General features: G+C 49.5%; 23 protein-coding genes. 2 read left to right on the plus strand and 21 right to left on the minus strand.

Going from position 1 to position 17605, the window contains the following annotated elements; genetic code table 11:
- Positions 1-153 precede the first annotated feature (153 nt).
- Entirely contained in the window at positions 154-585 is a 432-nt protein-coding gene (locus OK023_RS17900) for a hypothetical protein (protein WP_317693974.1), read from the plus strand.
- A gap of 78 nt (positions 586-663) precedes the next feature.
- Here OK023_RS17900 and OK023_RS17905 read toward each other — a convergent pair whose 3' ends face one another.
- The 14 genes from OK023_RS17905 to OK023_RS17970 form a co-directional block, all read right to left on the minus strand.
- Positions 664-1044: a hypothetical protein gene (locus tag OK023_RS17905; protein WP_317693975.1), complete on the minus strand. Its 381-nt coding sequence runs from the start codon at positions 1042-1044 to the stop codon at positions 664-666.
- Positions 1045-1050: 6 nt separating this feature from the next.
- Complete coding sequence (locus tag OK023_RS17910; protein ID WP_317693976.1) at positions 1051-1533, minus strand: ImmA/IrrE family metallo-endopeptidase; 483 nt, start codon at positions 1531-1533, stop codon at positions 1051-1053.
- A 241-nt stretch (positions 1534-1774) separates the two neighbouring features.
- Complete coding sequence (locus OK023_RS17915; RefSeq protein WP_317693977.1) at positions 1775-1963, minus strand: hypothetical protein; 189 nt, start codon at positions 1961-1963, stop codon at positions 1775-1777.
- An 818-nt stretch (positions 1964-2781) separates the two neighbouring features.
- The gene (locus OK023_RS17920; RefSeq protein WP_317693978.1) at positions 2782-3621 is read right to left on the minus strand and encodes a hypothetical protein; all 840 of its coding nucleotides are present in this window, start codon (positions 3619-3621) and stop codon (positions 2782-2784) included.
- Positions 3622-3737: 116 nt separating this feature from the next.
- Positions 3738-5714 carry a hypothetical protein gene (locus OK023_RS17925; protein WP_317693979.1) on the minus strand — a complete coding sequence of 659 codons (1977 nt, stop codon included), beginning with the start codon at positions 5712-5714 and terminating at the stop codon, positions 3738-3740.
- 60 nt (positions 5715-5774) lie between these two features.
- The gene (locus OK023_RS17930; RefSeq protein WP_317693980.1) at positions 5775-6341 is read right to left on the minus strand and encodes a ProQ/FinO family protein; all 567 of its coding nucleotides are present in this window, start codon (positions 6339-6341) and stop codon (positions 5775-5777) included.
- A 186-nt stretch (positions 6342-6527) separates the two neighbouring features.
- Positions 6528-9314: a DUF927 domain-containing protein gene (locus OK023_RS17935; RefSeq protein WP_317693981.1), complete on the minus strand. Its 2787-nt coding sequence runs from the start codon at positions 9312-9314 to the stop codon at positions 6528-6530.
- On the minus strand, positions 9307-9663 hold the full coding sequence (locus tag OK023_RS17940) for a hypothetical protein (RefSeq protein ID WP_317693982.1): 357 nt from the start codon (positions 9661-9663) through the stop codon (positions 9307-9309). Before OK023_RS17940 ends, OK023_RS17935 begins: the two co-directional genes overlap by 8 nt.
- Positions 9660-9881, minus strand: a complete 222-nt coding sequence (locus OK023_RS17945) for a hypothetical protein (RefSeq protein ID WP_317693983.1) — start codon at positions 9879-9881, stop codon at positions 9660-9662. The genes OK023_RS17940 and OK023_RS17945 overlap by 4 nt, the downstream gene beginning before the upstream one ends.
- A gap of 9 nt (positions 9882-9890) precedes the next feature.
- Positions 9891-10532 (minus strand): hypothetical protein, encoded by a 642-nt coding sequence (locus tag OK023_RS17950; RefSeq protein ID WP_317693984.1) that lies wholly within the window; start codon positions 10530-10532, stop codon positions 9891-9893.
- Entirely contained in the window at positions 10516-10728 is a 213-nt protein-coding gene (locus OK023_RS17955) for a hypothetical protein (protein WP_317693985.1), read from the minus strand. The genes OK023_RS17950 and OK023_RS17955 overlap by 17 nt, the downstream gene beginning before the upstream one ends.
- On the minus strand, positions 10725-10982 hold the full coding sequence (locus OK023_RS17960; protein WP_317693986.1) for a hypothetical protein: 258 nt from the start codon (positions 10980-10982) through the stop codon (positions 10725-10727). The genes OK023_RS17955 and OK023_RS17960 overlap by 4 nt, the downstream gene beginning before the upstream one ends.
- On the minus strand, positions 10975-11241 hold the full coding sequence (locus OK023_RS17965) for a hypothetical protein (protein WP_317693987.1): 267 nt from the start codon (positions 11239-11241) through the stop codon (positions 10975-10977). Before OK023_RS17965 ends, OK023_RS17960 begins: the two co-directional genes overlap by 8 nt.
- Positions 11234-11665 (minus strand): host cell division inhibitor Icd-like protein, encoded by a 432-nt coding sequence (locus tag OK023_RS17970; protein WP_317693988.1) that lies wholly within the window; start codon positions 11663-11665, stop codon positions 11234-11236. Before OK023_RS17970 ends, OK023_RS17965 begins: the two co-directional genes overlap by 8 nt.
- Between OK023_RS17970 and OK023_RS17975 the strand changes: the two genes are divergently transcribed.
- Positions 11664-11849 (plus strand): YlcI/YnfO family protein, encoded by a 186-nt coding sequence (locus tag OK023_RS17975; RefSeq protein ID WP_317693989.1) that lies wholly within the window; start codon positions 11664-11666, stop codon positions 11847-11849. The genes OK023_RS17970 and OK023_RS17975 overlap by 2 nt on opposite strands.
- Before the next feature lie 639 nt (positions 11850-12488).
- On the opposite strand, the gene OK023_RS17980 is transcribed toward OK023_RS17975, so the two are convergent.
- From OK023_RS17980 to cysE, 7 genes are all read right to left on the minus strand, one after another.
- Positions 12489-12680, minus strand: a complete 192-nt coding sequence (locus tag OK023_RS17980; protein WP_317693990.1) for a DUF4222 domain-containing protein — start codon at positions 12678-12680, stop codon at positions 12489-12491.
- Entirely contained in the window at positions 12673-13509 is an 837-nt protein-coding gene (locus OK023_RS17985) for an antA/AntB antirepressor family protein (RefSeq protein ID WP_411569368.1), read from the minus strand. Before OK023_RS17985 ends, OK023_RS17980 begins: the two co-directional genes overlap by 8 nt.
- A gap of 15 nt (positions 13510-13524) precedes the next feature.
- Positions 13525-13941, minus strand: coding sequence for a hypothetical protein (locus OK023_RS17990; protein ID WP_317693991.1), 417 nt, complete (start codon positions 13939-13941; stop codon positions 13525-13527).
- On the minus strand, positions 13941-14150 hold the full coding sequence (locus OK023_RS17995) for a helix-turn-helix transcriptional regulator (protein WP_037400253.1): 210 nt from the start codon (positions 14148-14150) through the stop codon (positions 13941-13943). Before OK023_RS17995 ends, OK023_RS17990 begins: the two co-directional genes overlap by 1 nt.
- 106 nt (positions 14151-14256) lie before the next feature.
- Positions 14257-15060 (minus strand): hypothetical protein, encoded by an 804-nt coding sequence (locus OK023_RS18000; protein WP_317693992.1) that lies wholly within the window; start codon positions 15058-15060, stop codon positions 14257-14259.
- Positions 15061-15323: 263 nt separating this feature from the next.
- On the minus strand, positions 15324-16574 hold the full coding sequence (locus OK023_RS18005) for an integrase domain-containing protein (protein ID WP_317693993.1): 1251 nt from the start codon (positions 16572-16574) through the stop codon (positions 15324-15326).
- Between the two features lie 172 nt (positions 16575-16746).
- Positions 16747-17568, minus strand: a complete 822-nt coding sequence (gene cysE / locus OK023_RS18010) for a serine O-acetyltransferase (protein ID WP_317693994.1) — start codon at positions 17566-17568, stop codon at positions 16747-16749.
- Between the last annotated feature and the right edge of the window lie 37 nt (positions 17569-17605).

The following is a 17605-nucleotide window of genomic DNA, read 5'->3' on the forward strand; positions in this document are numbered from 1 at the left end:
CGAAACTCCACCAGCCAGGAAAGAAACTTTCACGCGCTGATTTCACACGCTGGCCCGGTTATGGCTCTCGGTAAATTGCCAACATCAGCTATGTATAACGCTGTTATACAGTAGTACACTGTATGCCTATCAACTGGCTATCAAGGTGTGACCGTGAGCAAATCCAACTTAGTGGCGTTCCGGGTTCCGGCAGATTTACAGGATGACTTTAATCAGGCCGTGGCGGCATCAGGTGGCGATAAGTCGTCTTGGCTGGTCGATGCCATCAGAAGCAAACTAAATCGCCCTGTGGCTGATTCTGATAAGCGTATGTTGGCGCTGGTGGAGCGAATGGAAACGGCAGCGGCGGCGCTGATTGTCGGTAAGTCTGGCATTCCTCCGCACCCATACAACGAAAAGGCCGTGATTGCTATCGTGGCCCAAACTATCAGGGAAGGTTTAGACAATGGACGGATCATCGCTGAACGGTTGAATGATGCTGGTTATCAGACCAAAGGCGCTAAGGCATGGGATAAGGATATTTATAGTGCCTGGAAGCGGCAGGGGAATAACGCCAGTCTGATTAATGCCGCGCTGGCTTTATAGTCACGTATGCCAAGCGCATTTTTGCGCTATCGAGAAAATCAATGAGTTATGGTGTTGTTGTGATACTAACCGGGCGAATTACTCATGCTTTGAAAACAAGTATCGTGCCATCACTAAAACGATCCCAAAAACCTCTGCTAGAGTACCGCCCATAAAGAGATTAATAACAAAATCACTGAAATGAAGCAGCCCTGCACCAATGAAAATGAAAATACCGTTCATCACAAAAAGCTGACCAATCAAAATCCCGATGAACCATTTGGCGAAAAGCTTTTTAAGCTTTATATCTGTTTTTAAGTCTTTGGTTTTTGCTCGCTGGTGGGCTTTGGCTGGATCTTCGTCGTTGATGTAAGAAAGCTGAGTAACCTTCGGGGAGGAAACTTCGGCAGGCTCACCTCTGGCTTGCCTTGCCGCTTGTTGGAGTATCTTAATGATTACACTATTATCGCTGGATGACATAGGGATTTAGCGCAGCCCTAACTTGCTGAGCCTGAACCTTATCGCATCGTCAGAAACACCAAAATAGGATGACATCATTACAGGGGAATACTTGGCCTCTGCTAATCGCCGAACCTCTTTTTCTGGCATTAGCAGGCAGGCGGCGAACTGATTAGCGAATATTTCCTCTGGATCAATCCCCTTAGATGAAAGCTTGCCGCGATAGTCGATGAATTGATATTCCAAAGATGTGCCGTTTTCTGTGCGCCGAATGTAATGCCCTAACTCATGTGCACATGTAAAGCGTTTGCGAACATTACTATCGTTCTGATTCAAGATGATAACAGGGTCTTGTTCCGCTTCTTTCAGTAAAGCGCCAGAAACTTCATTACTAATCTGAGTTTCAACAACATCCAAGCCTAATTCATTAGCAATCCACACAGGATCTACAGGGAACCCTCGATCACCCCAGACGTTGTTTAAGAGGGCGTTTGCGGTTGTACGTGGCATAACTTTTCCTCCTCTGGTTGGTTTACGATTGGGTGAATTATGCTCTGTATTGCACAATACAATCTTTGCACAAACAGCGGTAAACGTCACTAGATATAAGTAAGTATCAGTAGATGCAAGAATAACGCAGTAGATAGCACTAGGGCGCACAATGACGCTTTCTATGAAACTACACAACACACCCTAGAAAGCATGAAAACCAAAGTGACGGTCTCTGATAAATCAATGAGTTATGGCGCTTTTACCGCCTCGGCGCTGGCTTCTTCCACTGGTAGGCCGGTGTATTCATCCTCTGCTGGTGGCGCTCCTTGGCGGCTAGTGATGCCGCTACACTGGTTCGGACATCCAACATATCTTTGCCGTTCAGGGTGAAGCCTTGCTGTTGTGCTGCGCTGATTAGCGCCTGCTCTATGGTTTGGCGGTCTAACATGGCATTGCCTCCAGATGGTGATCGGATTTACCCGTTTGAGCGTGACTATTGGTCACTCACAAATCAAAGCCCGCTAATTCTAACAGTCATCTGGTCGATTATCGGCGCAAATGCTTTCCAGTACCTTTCCTCAAGCCTGGACAGTTCCGTTCGCTTACGCTCGAACGTTTCCCACCTCATGCCCTTTGGTTTGTAGAACTGGAAAGGAGCCTTGAACAGGTTCATTAGCTCCGGTGCGTCATGGGGCCAGATGGCAAGGCGCTTGCTTCTGATTAACCGGCGCATTCTGGCTAACCTGTCCTCGCTCTGGCTAGCGTAGTGGATACCCCAGCACTTACGGCAAGCTATATCTTTACGCCCGATATAGAGCTTCGCACATCGCTGGTGGCAGTGCGGGCATAAGTACCAGTGCCGTACACCGTAACCGGCCTGTGTGGTTGTCAGTGATAGCGTGAGCGAATGCCCGTTGATAGTGGCCACGTATCTGTCGCCATTCCTGGTGATCCACAATACCCCGCTTTCGGTTGTGGTGTGGGTTGCGTAACCGTCTGGCACATCTGCCAGCCCCCGGCGCATATTACCCAGGTACGTTAACCCGATGCAGGGTAGCGCCTCCGTGTAGCTCCTGGTCTGCTCTCTCATCAGCCAAATTCCCGGATTTTTTGAATACGAAATAATATGCGTTCTTATAGATAAAACATGGTGTCCGTCCGGCTGCTTCGATAAACCGCTGCTGACCTGCACTTGCTATCGCTGGTGGCAATAATTAATGGGGCAACAATGCCCCTAGATACAATTCATTATGGTAGCGACAAATTTTAATCTCTGTACGCCATGCACACGCTATGCCACCTGCCCCCCTCTGTCCAAGAACTTAGGAAATGTTGAACGTTTGCCAGCTTATAACGTCCGCTACCATGCGGTAATGATGTTTGTAATTCAATGGCCCGACCTTGAACCAATAATGTAGAGAACTGTGTTTGAAAGGTGATCCCGTACTGACTAAAAACAGGGTAACCAATTAGGCCGTGTTCCGGTGATACAAGCGGCACAACATCGTCTATGGTTCCTTTTTCAGTCCATACAAAAACTGTATTGTCATAAATATTAAATAGTAGTTCGTGAGCTTTACAAATCCCCCGGATCTGATCTAGTGCGCATCCATCAAAATGCGGGTTGTTGTGTATTATTCCTTTTATTCCGCGACCTATTAGCCCGTATCCGTTGGCTCTGCAGATTGATTCTAAGATGTCAAAAACAGGAACGGCACCAGGTCTAGAAAATGCGGCGGAAGGCTTATCCTGAAGATCTCCGCCAGATGCGGCGCTAAGAATGAGTGAGGAGTCTGGGAGATCGTTTAAATTAGCGAAACTAGCGTAGATATTTCCTGCAAATACTTTGTTATTGTCCGCAAAAACTTCAACATTAACGGTTTCGGTGTCAAAAAAAACCCCTACCCCGTCGGCTGATAGTTTAGCTAGCAGATCATAACCTAACCCATAAAGAACAATTTCAGCACGCACCCCCCCCTCCATGCCTGCAACATCGATCCTACACGATGATTTGGCATTGCTGACTTCAAGTTTATTGCTGCCTTCGGCGTCAAATGATTTTCTTGTATTAGTGAACACATATTTAATGTTTTTCTTGCTGTACAAATTGTACCTCCGCTCATACATAGTGAGTTATTTGCTATTAAAGCCTAATTAACTAGGTCAATATGAAAATTGAAAGGACGGCGTGAACCGTCCTATAAGGCATGTTTTGTAGCCCGCTAACGGTTGGCCGACCTGAAAACGTCATTAGTTTTACTTCTTCTTACTTGCGTTTTTATATCCTCGGATAACTCATCCATGCTTGAGGCAGGAGTGGTTACATACACTGAATTAATATGTGTAGAATTGGTTTCACTATTGTCTATATTCCCAGGCTGCTGCGGCGAACCATAAATAGAGGCATTCCTTGCTAAATCTTGGTGATGGTTAGCAAATTCTTTATAGTCGGGGATACCTCTCCGTAACATAGGATACAGCGAAGCCCTTGTTATTTGTTCTTGGCTGTAGGGGTTACCCCCATTCTCATGATGAATCATTGCGTTCATCAATGCTGCTATCTGGCTGGGGTCCCTTAGGTTTAACTCTTTGTTTGCAGGTATTCCTGTTCGTTTGGAGATCGCATCAATATAAGCTGCTGTATCATTTTCTTTTCTAGGTGCCCAAGTAGATACAATGTCACTTATTGTCTTAAGCTGCCTACCTGTTGTCTTGCCTTCAAAGTACCTCATGAGCTGGTTAGACATTGCGTTTAGCCCAGCCTCTGGCGTGTCAAATTTCGCAAAACGACCACCGACACGCTCTAGCGAAGCTCCAGATTGCCCAACATAATCTAAATTGCCAGGGTTGTTATTACGTACGCCCCTAGATTTTATATTTGATGATTTGGATTTTTGTTCTGATTTCCCCTTGCTAGCATCAAGTGCTGATTGGTATTTCTCATAAGATTCTTTATTAAAAAAAACCTTGTAGTCTGAAGAGAAGAAAACACCGTGATTTTTAGCGAATTTACCTGCGTCAGTATCTCCTAAATAATCATTTGCGACACTGTCGATCGGATCATAAAGCAGTGTGCCAGCAAGCCCATACATCCCCGCTCTTCCTAAAAAGCTTTTTGCTCCTACCCCCTTTTTCAGTGCATACGCAGCCCCTACAGTTGACGCGGCATTACCTGCCCCACCGACAAAATCAGAAAAACCCTTAATTCCATCCTTAACATCACTGAAAAATCCAAGTATTTCCCCTTTATTATCCTTGATATATTGGCTAAAGGTTTCCATCCCTCTGACAGCATCTTTACCAAAAGACTCAACCATAGAATCGCCAACCCCCTTAACGGCAGCGCTCAATTGAACCATGGTAGCGTTAACCTCTTTGGCTCTCTGGATCATCTCGGGCGTTTTATCTGATTGTGACGCCATTTTTTCCTGCAGCTTGTCTAGGTTGCGAGAGTACAAAAGTTCAAACATTCCAGTATCAAGACCCCCAAGGGATCCTGCTAGTTGCTGAGCTTTTGATTTGGGCAAAATACTTAATGCCTCGCTTAAACGCTTTACCCCCTCGCCAGGGTCTGGGGCGTTAAGTATATCTATTACTTTCCCTAGCGCCTTGGCTTCACCTTGTATCTTGTAGATCCCCGCCGTAAATGAACTTGGGTCACCTATCGGGCTTTTTTTCCAGTTTTGTGAGTCTTTCACTCTTCCCAAAACTGACAACATATTTTCGGCTGAGCTTCCAGCCGACTCGGCTGCCTTTGTGAATCCATCTACTTGCTTGGCTTCCATACCCAGAAAACTAGCCGCATTCCCAAGATTCACCAGATCGCCTGTTGATGAAGCAAATGTTCTTCTTGCTACTTCTACCCCTAGTGATAACCCCAAATATTTAGCCATTCCCACCTGAATGTCACCAAAAGCACTGTTGCTTTCCTTGCGGAATTCTTTAGCCTCCTTCTTTGCCCACGAAAAACCATCCTTCATAATGCTAAAAGGTCGGCGCGTATCATTAGCTGTCTTTGTTAATTGCTGCCCGGTTTTTTTTACTGCCGTTCCTACCGCTGTTGCGCTTTCACTGGCTCCCTCCATTCCTTCGGAGATTTTGCCAGTTAAGCCCTTTACCCCTTCCTCAACCTTCTTTTTGCCGGAGAGGAAATCTTCGGCTCTCAATGTAACTTTGTAGGCTAGTTTCTCAACAATCATCTTTTTTACCTCTTCTCATAATCATGAAAAAACAAAAATATTTATCTTTTAAGTACAAATTTATTCCCCTTTTTCAAGGTTTCTCGTTTTCTGCTGGTTGTTTGATCTCTGCCGTGCTTCCTCCTTGTGCTCTGTCGATACCTCGCCGCATGGCTGGCCGTTCAGGTCATAGCGTGGGCCACCAGCGGCCAGGGCTTTCATGTAGGCCGGGCGCTTAGTGTAGGCGCTCAAGCAATAACGAATTTGGTTCTCAGTGATCGGTAAGTCCCGCGCTTTGGCGTCGTTAATCAGCGCCCCCTGGATGCCAATACTCAACGGACGAACGCCAGCCAGGGTAAAACCTTTCGGCCAGTGCTCCGCCAGCTTCCCGATCTTCTTTTTGTTTTGGCTTACCTTGCCTGCTTCCTTGGTGTTTTTTCCCACCTCTCCGGGCTGCTGCGGTGCCTCCGTGTGTTTGGCTGTGACATTCCAAGGGTTAGCCGCTGCGTCTTTCTCCGTGGCGCTGGTGGTCTTCTGCGGTGCTACTGATTTCTTGTGGTTACCGGCAGGTGCTGCCGCCCCGGCTTTTTTGCCCTGCTGGCTCATCTGCTGCTTAACCTGCTGTAACTGTTCTTGCATGGTGTTCATCGGTGTATGTCCTTAAAAATCGGGTTAATCACCTTCGTTTGTTGGTTCAAAACGGGCATTTGTTGGTTCAATGTTGGTTCAAAATCGGCACTTTTGAAAAATAATATCCTTTAAAAACAGACATCTTTACAAATTGAACCAACTGAACCAACTGAACCAACATGATTTTCTCGTGTGTAAGAAAAGTTATTCCTCTGGAGGGTCGCTCTCCGGTAGGTGGTGGATCACATAAACGTTGATCTGCCGCCCATCAATGCGCGGTGATTTCCGTTGAAAGCCTCTCCCACTGGCTGGCGGTGTCAGCATCCCGGCTTCTGCCAGTGCCTTGGCAAAATGCTTCGAGTTGAACCCTCGCGCTATCTCATCCTCAAACGCTGCCGGAAACGTGTAGAACACCATGGCGTCACAATCACTTTTCCCCTTGTCCCGGTACCCGGCCAAGTCACGAATAGGTAAGCTCTGGGGGTCATAGGGAAGGGGCGCGAACCGGCTCAAGCCGTGGGCATTTAGGAATGCTTCGGTAGCCTCGATAATCTGCTGGTGCTCCTTGTTGCCGGTGCCAAACTCTTTGATCCAGGCGTTGAAGTTGTGCTGTATCGCGTCACGGCACTCCTGCACATCCCAGCCAGTCACCACATTGCCCAGCACCAGGGCGGCTTCCAATACGGCAAAACGAGCGGCTACCCGGTGAACCTGTTCGCCGTAGTCTGCCGGTATCAGTGAGCGCCAACGGCTCTCCGCCTCCCTCACGGCGGCGATAGCCTGTTGCTGGTGGTCGGCAAGGTATTTGATCCAGAAACGCCCAGCGGCTCCGTAGTGGCTTTGGTAGGCATCTTTCAAGGCGTCGGCGTGGGCCTTACCGTTTGCCGTGCCGTGGAACTGGTGCGCCTTCTCCAGTGGGATATTAAGCAGGCGCACCAGTTGCCCCGCCTTCACCTTCCGGCCAGCGGTAGCAATGAAGGTTTCAATGTCCATTTCCCCGGTACTGAGGGCCACGGTTCGCCAGCGCTTCAAATCCCGGTTTCCGCCCTCTTTGGCTCCCTGGAGTTTTCCCACGCCGTTAAAAAGGGTGTAGGCCGATTTCGCCACGCTGTCAGGATCAGCCCCTTGGCCTACCTCATCGAGCGGCATTAGCCCGTCATTGTGCGCGGCGGCTTCGTTGGCAATCCCCAGCGCGGTACCGAACCACGTTAGCCGTAAGGCGTCCGGTTCACCGTACAAGCTGCTGGCCAGATTGGCGGTGGTCGTCTTGCCGGCGCTTGATTGCTCGTAAAAGTGAATGCCGAAACCGTCAACACCTGCCAGCCCGATAAGGGGGGCAGCCAGTGCCGCACCGATCCCGGCCATCATGGAGGGATTGCCCCGCGCCAACTGGGCCACCGAATCACGCCAGCTTTCCGGCGTTCCCTTGACGGTGTACCCGGCAGCGGCGGCGCTGCGGCCATTGAACAGTACCGGCCTTTCAGGTGTGCCGATGATTTCCCCGTCTGGCATGATGTATGCCCCGCACTGCCAGCCCGTAGCCTGCGCCACGCGCCAAATATCACGGGAGCCGCCACACTGTAGCCAATCGGCCAGGATGGCCCTGAGAGTGTTCTTTGTGGTTACGTTCACGCCGCCCGCTTTCAACGTGCGCCAGCCTTCCCGCTCACCAATATCAGCAAGGGGGATCGCGGCGGTAGTGGGGTTGCTTTCCCCCGCCGGTAGCCAGCGAATAACAAGATATTGGTCTTTGTCGTCACGTCCAGTGCCGATCACTTCCAGCGGCGAACATAACCAGCTTTCATGGTTAATCACTTCCCCGCTCTCTGTATCCACCTTCGGTGTCACCCAGAAAACGCCATCTTTCCGGCTGACTACGTGAGGCTTTAACGGATCGCGCTTGGTATCGTCCTGTTTACCGCCATCAATGGCTTTCAGTTCAGCGGTCACGCTCTCCCCCTCTGGTTGATACATGAATTCATTAAAAACGCCTGTAGCGGCTTCCAGGCCGTTTTCCTGCCGGTAGTCGTCCCAATCGGCTTTATGCTCTGTCGGTGGCAGTGATACCCAGCCAGAGACAGCGGCAGCGGCCTTCTCTGCGCCTATCTTTCCGCTGTTCTTCTTCGGCTTGCCGTGCTCGTCCAGTTCGCCCGGTAGGTGCCAGTCATTATCACCAGCAATGATGATCTGCGCGGCTGGATACTTACGGCGCATCGCCTCCGCAACGTGTACCAGGTTCCCGGCATCGATAGCGGACACCGTCAGCGCATCAGGGCGCATCAAGTGAGCGGTTAAGGTGGTTGCTAGACCTTCGGCAATAATGATCGTGAGCGGCTGCTCTGGTGCGCCTGCCAGGGTATGGAATGCTCCACGTTTGGCCCCGTCCGTTACCTGCCGCTTTTCCCCGGTGGCGCTAATGGTCTGCGCTGCCGTTACGGTGCCGGTTTCATCGGTGAGAACCACCAGCAAGCGCCCATCTGCCAGCATGGGGAAGGTGAACCCGGTCAGCCCTTTGGCGGTGAGATAGACCGATTCACCCGGTGAAGCGCTGTTGTATAACGCTGTATAACGGCGGGTAAACTTCTGGCGTTTCTGCTCCTGCTCGGCGGCTTCTGCCTGCTGGCGCTCTGCCTCCCGGTGCTGCCGGTCTGCGTCCACGGTGGCGCTATTCTGGCTGGTGGCATTGTTGCCGTTTTCTGCTGCCCGGTAATCAATACCCAGCACGTCAGCAACCAACCGTGCAGCTTCGGTGGCGTTACACTGGTTCACCTTCCGAACGAGATCTAAGCCGTCACCCGCGCCGCATTGATTACAGAAATGAGAACCGCGCCCGTTATCATCGAACCGGAAACGATCACGTCCACCACATGCAGGACAGGCTACCTGTGCGCGTGGGCTGGCGGGAACGTCAATCCCCACCATCGGCAGTACATCAGGCCAGCGCCCCGCCGCCGCCTTGGTGACCTCGCGGATCAGGTCGATGTTACGCATCAAGCCCCCCTCCATTCCTTGCCAGGGTTGCGCTCATGTCGTTAACCATGCTCTGCCAGATGTGCCACCCGGCAGGCGTCAGATCATTGCCATCCAGGTATTGATCAAACAGATGGATCGCCAATCGCTCCCACTGCGGGTAATTCTGCTGTAGTGCTTCCAGATAGTAGCTATCCACCAGCATACGAACCCCAGACACACCGCCGAGGATATTCACACTTATCGCCTGCTCACCGGCTTTCATGGTAAAGAACTCGCCGCCGCTCTGCTGCGTTATGCGGTTGTATAGCGCCGCTGCATACTGATTAGCCAGCGCATTAAGACGGAAGTTTTTAGTTATTAGCTTCATCTGGTTAGCTCCCTTAGCGCTGCTTTGTACGCCCTCATTACTGCAGGTGTTTTCCCCGTAATTGTGCTTTTCATCATCAAACCAATGCGCCTGGATGCTGTAACATCCGCAGACAGCAACACGGCATCAAGCACCCGGTTATGCCTGCGGTATTCGAGAATTAAGCCTGTAGTGGTTAACTTGGCTATTGCGCCAGTGTCGAGGTAATCAATTTTCATCACTTCCCCTTAGTGCGCCATGGGTGCGGCTGGCACCCCTTCGGTATTGATGATTTCTATATATCCATCGTGAAGCATTTCCAGCCATCCGCGCCCCATCTGTGACAAACGCAGTTGTCCCCCGTCAGGATTTACCTCTGTCATGTCTTGGTACATCTGGATAGCAAGCGATAACCCTTCCTCTACGCCGTACTTTTCAATAGCTAACCCCTCGATATGGGTAGCCAGTGAAAAACGCTCAGTGGCCGGATAGATGTCAATAGCACCATACTCACCCACATAGAAAACCGCCCGGTCAGTACCGCTATCCTCGTCTTCAACGTTAACTTCGCCGTTTTTATCACGCTCTTCGCAGATGAACAGGCATGCCACCAGCCAACGCCAAACAATTACCATTTGCTCACTGGAGAGGCTGAGCCATCCATTCACACTGGCCGTGCAAATTTCAGCGACTACAAACAGCCCATCATGTAGCGCTGTATCAAACTCGCCCTGCTCAAGCTGGCGAATAACAGAGGAATACCCCAACAGTCGCGTTGGCAGGGGAGCGCCTTCATTGTTCAGTGCTTTAAAGGTGATACCGTCAGGCGTGGCCTCTATGTGGGAAATACCGGGATTTCCCGGTTTTATAGCGTTAGTCATGCTGCTCATTTCCCCCCCCTTCCCTCTGCGCTTCTTCTTCAATCAACCACGCCGCTACGTCACCGGTTAGCCGGGCCAATAACGCGGCAATCGCGGTAACCTCGCTATCAACCAAACTGCCAGGGTAATGCTTCATCATGAGACATACGATTTCGGCTTGGTGCGCCCTTTCCGCTGCCTGTTCTAAGGTGATTTCTTGGCTCATGATTTGCCCTCCAGGTGGTTACGCATAACGTAGTCAGCTAACTCGCATTCCGTTTCTTCCATTGCCTCCGGCACTAACTCCAGCAAAGACATAACCGCTCCTATCAGCGCCACCTCTCTGTCATTGGAGCTTCTTTCTTCCAATAGAACGCTTAAAACGGCCTGCGCCTGCTCCACACGGCAACGAGCATCAATCAGTTCCAGCTTGTTCATGCCGTGGTTTTCCTGTGTCTGCTTAACGTCACACTTAGCCATGATTTACCCCCTGCGCTTCGTGTTCTTCAATTTGGGTGATCGCGTTGATAGCATCCAGCCACATATAAACGGCATTACGTGCGGCAACGTCTGCGATATTGGGTAGAACATCGCTGATAATGTGTCCTGATATAGCTTGAATGCGCATGATGCGGTTGTGTGTCCTCACTGCTGGCGCGTCACCCTCGATTACCTTGGCGATGGCTATCACGGCATTAAGGCGCTGGCTAAATTCGTTGAAGGCTTTAAGGTTACACATGGTTAAACCCCTGAACGGGCAACCGTGCGGACAATGACAGGATGAAGTGAGGGGCCAGGACTTTACGGGCTTCCCGCTCGTTTGATGCCACTACAGATAGGCTGCATGGCTTGGCGCTGCGGTCAGTACGAGAGATCGCCAGAAAGCGCCAGGTGAACTTATTCTGGGTGAGTGAATTCCGCCCGGTTAAGGGTGTGGTATGATTTTGCATAGCTGCCTCGTTACTGTACTTAACGGTGGTAGTTAGAGGCCCGTTGGTGTTGGTAGCACCTGCGGGCTTCGTTATTTTTTGTGCTTCTTGTGCCTTACCTGTGGATAAGGTGTTGAACACCAGATTAGGATAAGGTGTTGAACACGTCAAGCGTTTACATTCTTTTTCTTTCTGCCATACTGTTGAACACCTATTACGGAGTAACTCAGGCATGGCAACAAAATCTGTTAATGCAAAATCGCAAACTATAGCCGCGCGGGTACCGCATGAGGTGGCGAATGCTATTGACGAATTAAAAGAAGAAGGTGAAACAACGGGGCAATTTGTTGTTTCCGCCTTGCAGGGCGAAATCAAACGTCGCCAGCGCAAGAAGGCCAAGGAAGCGCCAGAGGGCTGAACAGAGTAATTGATAGTTACTCTGTTAACCTGCGCCGCTGCGATATTCTGATTTTGCTCCAAGGTGCTTTTTAGCTCCTTGCTAAATACGCGCCTGGTACCGAACTGCGAAAATATCGTAGTTACCGCCAATTCTTTGATTTCTCTGATTTCTGTCAGAAAACCAGAGTTAGTAATTGATTGATTCTGTTCCAGAATGCTTTTTTGCATTCTGCAAAAGTCCCGATCTGGCAGATCACCGTTCCAAAGGGTGGCATTTGAAATGCTGCCCTTTTTTATGGACTCCGAAAACTCCTTCCCCTCTCGTGTAGTGACATCAGAAAAACCTTCCACACCATCGATAAAGGTGAGAAAAATCACCTTTTCGGCAGCGCTGAAAAACTTAGGATTACTTAGGATTTCGCCACCAGCTATAGGGCTGAGAATGTTAGGTTTTATTAGGTTCCAGATACTAACAATTGCTAACACCACCTCGGCCCCGATGTCAGGTTTTGACAGGTTTATGGCGCTTTCGATGTCAACATTAGTCAACATGTTCTGAGCGTTACCAATGTCAAGTTTTGACAACAAACTGGCGGAATCCACCATAACAATTGATAACAGGCCAGCCAGGGGAAAAGCTTCTTTCTGGCAGGTTGCGCTATTCATCCTCACCCCCTGCGATCAACTGATAATCCTTACTGAAACGCTCCAACGGCTGAACACATGGATGCTCGTATCCGTCGCGGTAGAACGTCACACGCTGGTGATCGGCATGGGTCACTGTCACCCGGTGGCCGTGTGCGTCTTTGTAGCGCTGGTTAGGCTGCGGCTTGCTGGTGGGCTTATTCATGGTTACCCCCAAGGCGCTTAGCCATCCAACGTTGAGATAGGCGGCATAGTTCGGCTTTGCGCTGGTCGTAGGCCATGCCCATATCGATCAACGTTATGTTGGTGCTTTCTAGGTAGGTGAGGTGCTCCAGTTGCTCCGCGTTCATGTTGTCGCGTGGATCGCCAGCTAAGCTGTTTACCTGGGCCCACTGCTTCGCCGTCAGGCCACCAAGGACAATCCGGGCAATCATGTTGCTCTCGTTGTTGTAGTGGTGCTGTAGGGTCTGCTTACCCTGTTCGGCACGGGCAGCATCAAGCGCGGCGCACATCGGTTTGAACTGGTTAGCAGCACCGATACGGGCTTTAAGCTGGCGGCGCAAACGTGCGGCTATCTCTGGAACACTGCGCTGTAGTGCTTCTTCGCATTGGATGAAGTAACGGCGAACGGCGCGGCCCTGCTCGTTGCGCTCTACCATTGCCAGCTCTTTCGCTGTTGCTAAGGTGGGGTAGTAATCTTTCTCAGGACGGCCACGCTTTTTAATATTCCCCGAAACGGGGGAATATTGTTCATTAATCAACCATGCAGCGCTTTGGTCATCGTCGGTAAAGTAATCCACACCACGGACAAAGCCATATTCCCGAATGCGTTCATTGAACCAAGTGGAAAGGTCACGCCCCACACCAAGCGTTTTATGCAATGCCTTGGCGCTTACGATATTGCTTTCACGCCCGCCAATCTGACCGGAAATAACAGGCACCAGGGCGGCAAAGTCATTACCGTTAATATCGCTGTAGCTTTCTTTGGGGTGAGTTTGGCCCCGGCCAGTGTTGGCCGTATTTTTCATTGTCATAATTTCAGGCTCCGATTAAGCGGCGGTATATTCCGGGTATAGCGTCAAAATGTCGTTAACTTCGTGCTGTGACAGGCCACAATAACCACCCACGCTGGCGTTATGGTTTACCAACTGGATCACGCGCAGAACGTCAGCGCGGCAGGTAAAGCGATAGCGGAAATGACTCCCGATACCGTCCGGGTTCTTCTCTTCCAGTCGTTCCAGGCAAATATCAAGACGCCTTTCTAGCTCTGAAAAATAATTCCTTCCTGAAGATAGGCGGCAATACCTGAGAATCTCATTCTCAGTACAGCCATTAATACCGGTTTTCAGCATATAGACACGTGCGCGGTGCTTCTTCGGTGCTGGCTTGATAGTTGGGATAGCGGTATTATCGTAGGCGCTAACCTGTCCGATAATTCCCGCCTCTGTGCGGGTTTTCTTTTGCATTACGCGGCCCTCACGGTGCGCTCGGTATCACGAGCCTTTAACCACCCTTCCACCTCGTCGGCATACCAGCCAGTACGGCGAATGCCAATGCGGATCGGTTTAGGGAAGTCGTGAGTTTTCCACATTTCATCAAAGGCGCTATCTGCCGATATACGCAGAATGGCTTTAACTTCTTTCTTGAGTAGTATTTTGCGATCTAGCAGGGACATATATCTATACTCCTTGGTAATAACCGGCTTACCGGTGGATACAGATATATTGTTCGATGAAGTACGGGCTGTAAGCCTAAGATAAGGATAATTCGCTAATTTAGGTTTAGCCCGCGTTTTGTAACCAATCCGTGAGTGTTTGACCAGTAGGGGAATGAGTGCCAATCTGCCCACCCATCTTTTTAGCAATGGCATAGGGCTTATCAGCTATGTCCTTGTATTCCGGGTGAGTTGATAGAAGGTGCTTAATGACATAAACCGGTTTTTTTGATTCTCTTTTTGGTGGCTTAGAAACAATTAAGCATTTTGGTAGCTCATAACCCAATGACTCAAATAGACTAGATATTTCATTTAGACTGAAGCCAAATGGCATACATAAACCGCCACCACTAGAACGGATTACTTTTTGCAAGTTTGTTTCCATTCCAGTGACCGGATTAATGAAAACACCTCTTGAGATAGCCTCAAGAACGGTAAAGCACCTAAACTGAAAGCTGTTGGAAGTTCTCTCCATCGCCTCTAATAAAATATCGTCAAATGACTTCTTATCGCTCACAATCTCGTAATCTGTGGTCATTCCGTCATGTTTGCAATCTGGATTTCGGTTTAACCCACCAGCAATATCATACTCATAAAAAATCACACCCGCTGAACGGTTTGGTCGATGCTCTGTGATGATGGCGTCATTGGTGAATTCGTTAGCTGGTTCTGATTCTTTATCGCTAACTTCGTCCGCTTCTATATCGTTGCTCTCATCAGCACATTCTGCATCCAGCGAAACACCTGTAGAGGCATCCATTCGCAATAACAGCGCGGCGGCTTCTTCGGTAGAACATGAATACTTTACAGACATATCTTTAATTAATGTCCAGGCATCGATATAGCAATCATTACCAACTTGATTAATCATATCCCTCCCAGCGTCATAGGCGTAGTTGCTGGCGTGCGTTGGTGACTATCTGTTTATAGATGCTATCTTAGCTTGGCACTGTATACATATCCACCCGCAAAGCTCCTTTCAAAAAGGTGGATAAACTGAGGTTTTTAATTAAGAAAACAAGTCAACCATCTGTAAAATATAGATATAGTTACTCACAGCAGTGGATAAGTCATAAATTATGGCATATCTGACGGTCTGTTTATTTCACAGATCAATATGTGTCGGTACATTCGTCAGCTTGCAACAACCCTTAGCCCCTTAAGCCCACCCGATGCCATAACCTGCCCGGATGCTGCCTGTTCCACATAGTTACCCCAAAAGTCCATCATTACGCGCCGTTGCTCCAGGTAGGTGCTACGGTTGTATGCGTTCCTGATAGCATCCTTCCCCCTGTGAGCAAGTGCCGCCTCAATTACGTCAGGGTTAAACCCTTCTTCGTTTAATGCGGTGCTGGCAATAGCACGCAGTCCATGAGATACCAATTCGCCTTTGTACCCCATGCGCTTGAGCGCCATGTTTACCGTCTGGCTGCTCATTGGCTTTTGTGGGTTTTTGAATGAAGGGAAAACATGCACGCGATTACCGCTAATAGCCTGCATAGCTTGAATGACGTCTAGGGCTTGCTGACAAAGGGGAATGACGTGCTCACGCTTCATTTTCATCCTATCAGCGGGTATAACCCAAATCTTTGACTCAATGTCTATCTCATTCCATTCAGTTTCTGAAGCCTCACGCGGCCTGGTCATTGTGAGTAATTGCCACTCGATGAGTAAGCGGGTTTGCAGCTCTAAGCGTGAAACGGCAACCAGTTGCAAGAGCTTTGGCAATCCCTCCGGCCTGATTGTTGGATTATTGGTTCTCACTGGCTGGCTGAATGCGGTAGAGATCCGTGATATGGGGTTGGCGTTGATATAACCAGAGTTAGCGGCGTAGTCCATGATTTCACGTAGGCGCTGAATGGCTCGGTGTATTGTTTCAAGCCTTCCCGCCACTTTTAGCGGTTCCATCGCCTCAATCACTCGGCGCGGGGTAACCATGGTTATTGGCACCGTACCCATAGAAGGTAGTAGGTACACGTTGAGCATTCTATTGATCTGAGTGATTGTACTCTCGCTGAGGTCTTGCGATAGCTTCACCACCAGCCACTCGGCGGCAACCTTTGCCAACGTGTTAACTTTCGCCTCGTACGCATCAGCTATGATCCCCCGCTTGTGCTCCTGCGGATCTATGCCTTTGGCAAGCAATGCCCTGGCATCCTCTCGTTGCTGACGCGCATCCGCTAACGATATTTCAGGGTATGCGCCAATAGTCATTGTCTGGCGCTTGCCGGTGATCGGTTTGTAGTACCTAAATCTCCACACCTTCGATCCCGACAGCTTTACATACAGGATAAGCCCATCACCATCATACAAAGACAGGTCTTTGCTGGTGGCCTTAGCGCTGCGAATCTCTGTGTTGGTTAGTGGCTTGGTTTTTGCTGGCATGGGACTACACCTTTGGGGCTACATTAACGATAGTCCCTAGCATAGTCCCAAAATGAAAGAGTAATAACAAGGAATACAGATATAAACCGATATATGAATTTCACTACATACACCGGCTATCAAGGGTTTTGGGGATTTAATAGATATTTAAAGATAACTACAGATAGGCTGTTCAGATACCATCACCATACTCAAACCCTTGATTAACCCCGTTGAAATACTGATCCATATCCATTGATGGGGTATCACTTTCAGGTCGACCGACAATACGGGCGGGCACACCCGCTGCCGTGGTATGCGGGGGCACGTGTTGCAGCACCACCGAGCCAGCACCGATTTTGGCTCCCTTACCCACTTCAATATTGCCTAGGATTTTTGCTCCGGCACCAATCATCACGCCCTCACGAATTTTTGGATGGCGATCACCGCTGGTTTTACCTGTTCCTCCCAAAGTCACCGATTGTAGAATGGAAACGTTATTCTCCACCACGGCGGTTTCACCAATCACAATACCTGTAGCATGGTCGAGCATAATGCCGCAGCCAATATTGGCTGCGGGGTGGATATCCACTCCAAAAGCGACGGAGATTTGGTTTTGCAGGTAAACCGCTAAGGCCTGACGACCTTGTATCCATAACCAATGTCCAATACGGTAAGCCTGTAAGGCATGAAAGCCTTTCAAATACAGCAACGGTGTGGAGTATTTATCTACGGCAGGGTCACGCAACCGTACCGCCAAAATATCGCGGGCTGCAGAGACAATCATTTGATTGTCGGAGCGGTAAGCATCCTCAACAACTTCACGCACTGCAATGGCTGGCATGATCGGATTAGCCAGTTTGTTTGCTAGAATATAGCTGAGAGCACTACCCAGGTTTTCATGCTTGAGTAAAGTTGCATGGAAAAAGCTAGCCAGCATCGGTTCACAATCAGCCAGTGCTCTTGCTTCTGATTTAACGCAGCTCCAAACTTGTTCTAACTCTTCTAAAGACATCACCTTCCTCCCTGCACCACAAAACAGGCCACGCGCC

Origin of the sequence: Serratia sp. UGAL515B_01 (assembly GCF_033095805.1) — a bacterium.
GTDB lineage: Bacteria > Pseudomonadota > Gammaproteobacteria > Enterobacterales > Enterobacteriaceae > Chania.

Coding starts and splice junctions, on each gene's coding strand:
- cysE (WP_317693994.1), bottom strand. CDS start 17,568: ATGTCTTTAGAAGAGTTAGAACAAGTTTGGAGCTGCGTTAAATCAGAA.
- OK023_RS17945 (WP_317693983.1), bottom strand. CDS start 9,881: ATGAAAATTGATTACCTCGACACTGGCGCAATAGCCAAGTTAACCACT.
- OK023_RS17985 (WP_411569368.1), bottom strand. CDS start 13,509: ATGACAATGAAAAATACGGCCAACACTGGCCGGGGCCAAACTCACCCC.
- OK023_RS17965 (WP_317693987.1), bottom strand. CDS start 11,241: ATGTGTAACCTTAAAGCCTTCAACGAATTTAGCCAGCGCCTTAATGCC.
- OK023_RS17915 (WP_317693977.1), bottom strand. CDS start 1,963: ATGTTAGACCGCCAAACCATAGAGCAGGCGCTAATCAGCGCAGCACAA.
- OK023_RS17910 (WP_317693976.1), bottom strand. CDS start 1,533: ATGCCACGTACAACCGCAAACGCCCTCTTAAACAACGTCTGGGGTGAT.
- OK023_RS17975 (WP_317693989.1), top strand. CDS start 11,664: ATGGCAACAAAATCTGTTAATGCAAAATCGCAAACTATAGCCGCGCGG.
- OK023_RS17950 (WP_317693984.1), bottom strand. CDS start 10,532: ATGAGCAGCATGACTAACGCTATAAAACCGGGAAATCCCGGTATTTCC.
- OK023_RS17925 (WP_317693979.1), bottom strand. CDS start 5,714: ATGATTGTTGAGAAACTAGCCTACAAAGTTACATTGAGAGCCGAAGAT.
- OK023_RS18005 (WP_317693993.1), bottom strand. CDS start 16,574: ATGCCAGCAAAAACCAAGCCACTAACCAACACAGAGATTCGCAGCGCT.
- OK023_RS17930 (WP_317693980.1), bottom strand. CDS start 6,341: ATGAACACCATGCAAGAACAGTTACAGCAGGTTAAGCAGCAGATGAGC.
- OK023_RS17970 (WP_317693988.1), bottom strand. CDS start 11,665: ATGCCTGAGTTACTCCGTAATAGGTGTTCAACAGTATGGCAGAAAGAA.
- OK023_RS17990 (WP_317693991.1), bottom strand. CDS start 13,941: ATGCAAAAGAAAACCCGCACAGAGGCGGGAATTATCGGACAGGTTAGC.
- OK023_RS18000 (WP_317693992.1), bottom strand. CDS start 15,060: ATGATTAATCAAGTTGGTAATGATTGCTATATCGATGCCTGGACATTA.
- OK023_RS17905 (WP_317693975.1), bottom strand. CDS start 1,044: ATGTCATCCAGCGATAATAGTGTAATCATTAAGATACTCCAACAAGCG.
- OK023_RS17935 (WP_317693981.1), bottom strand. CDS start 9,314: ATGCGTAACATCGACCTGATCCGCGAGGTCACCAAGGCGGCGGCGGGG.
- OK023_RS17960 (WP_317693986.1), bottom strand. CDS start 10,982: ATGGCTAAGTGTGACGTTAAGCAGACACAGGAAAACCACGGCATGAAC.
- OK023_RS17940 (WP_317693982.1), bottom strand. CDS start 9,663: ATGAAGCTAATAACTAAAAACTTCCGTCTTAATGCGCTGGCTAATCAG.
- OK023_RS17955 (WP_317693985.1), bottom strand. CDS start 10,728: ATGAGCCAAGAAATCACCTTAGAACAGGCAGCGGAAAGGGCGCACCAA.
- OK023_RS17995 (WP_037400253.1), bottom strand. CDS start 14,150: ATGTCCCTGCTAGATCGCAAAATACTACTCAAGAAAGAAGTTAAAGCC.
- OK023_RS17980 (WP_317693990.1), bottom strand. CDS start 12,680: ATGAATAAGCCCACCAGCAAGCCGCAGCCTAACCAGCGCTACAAAGAC.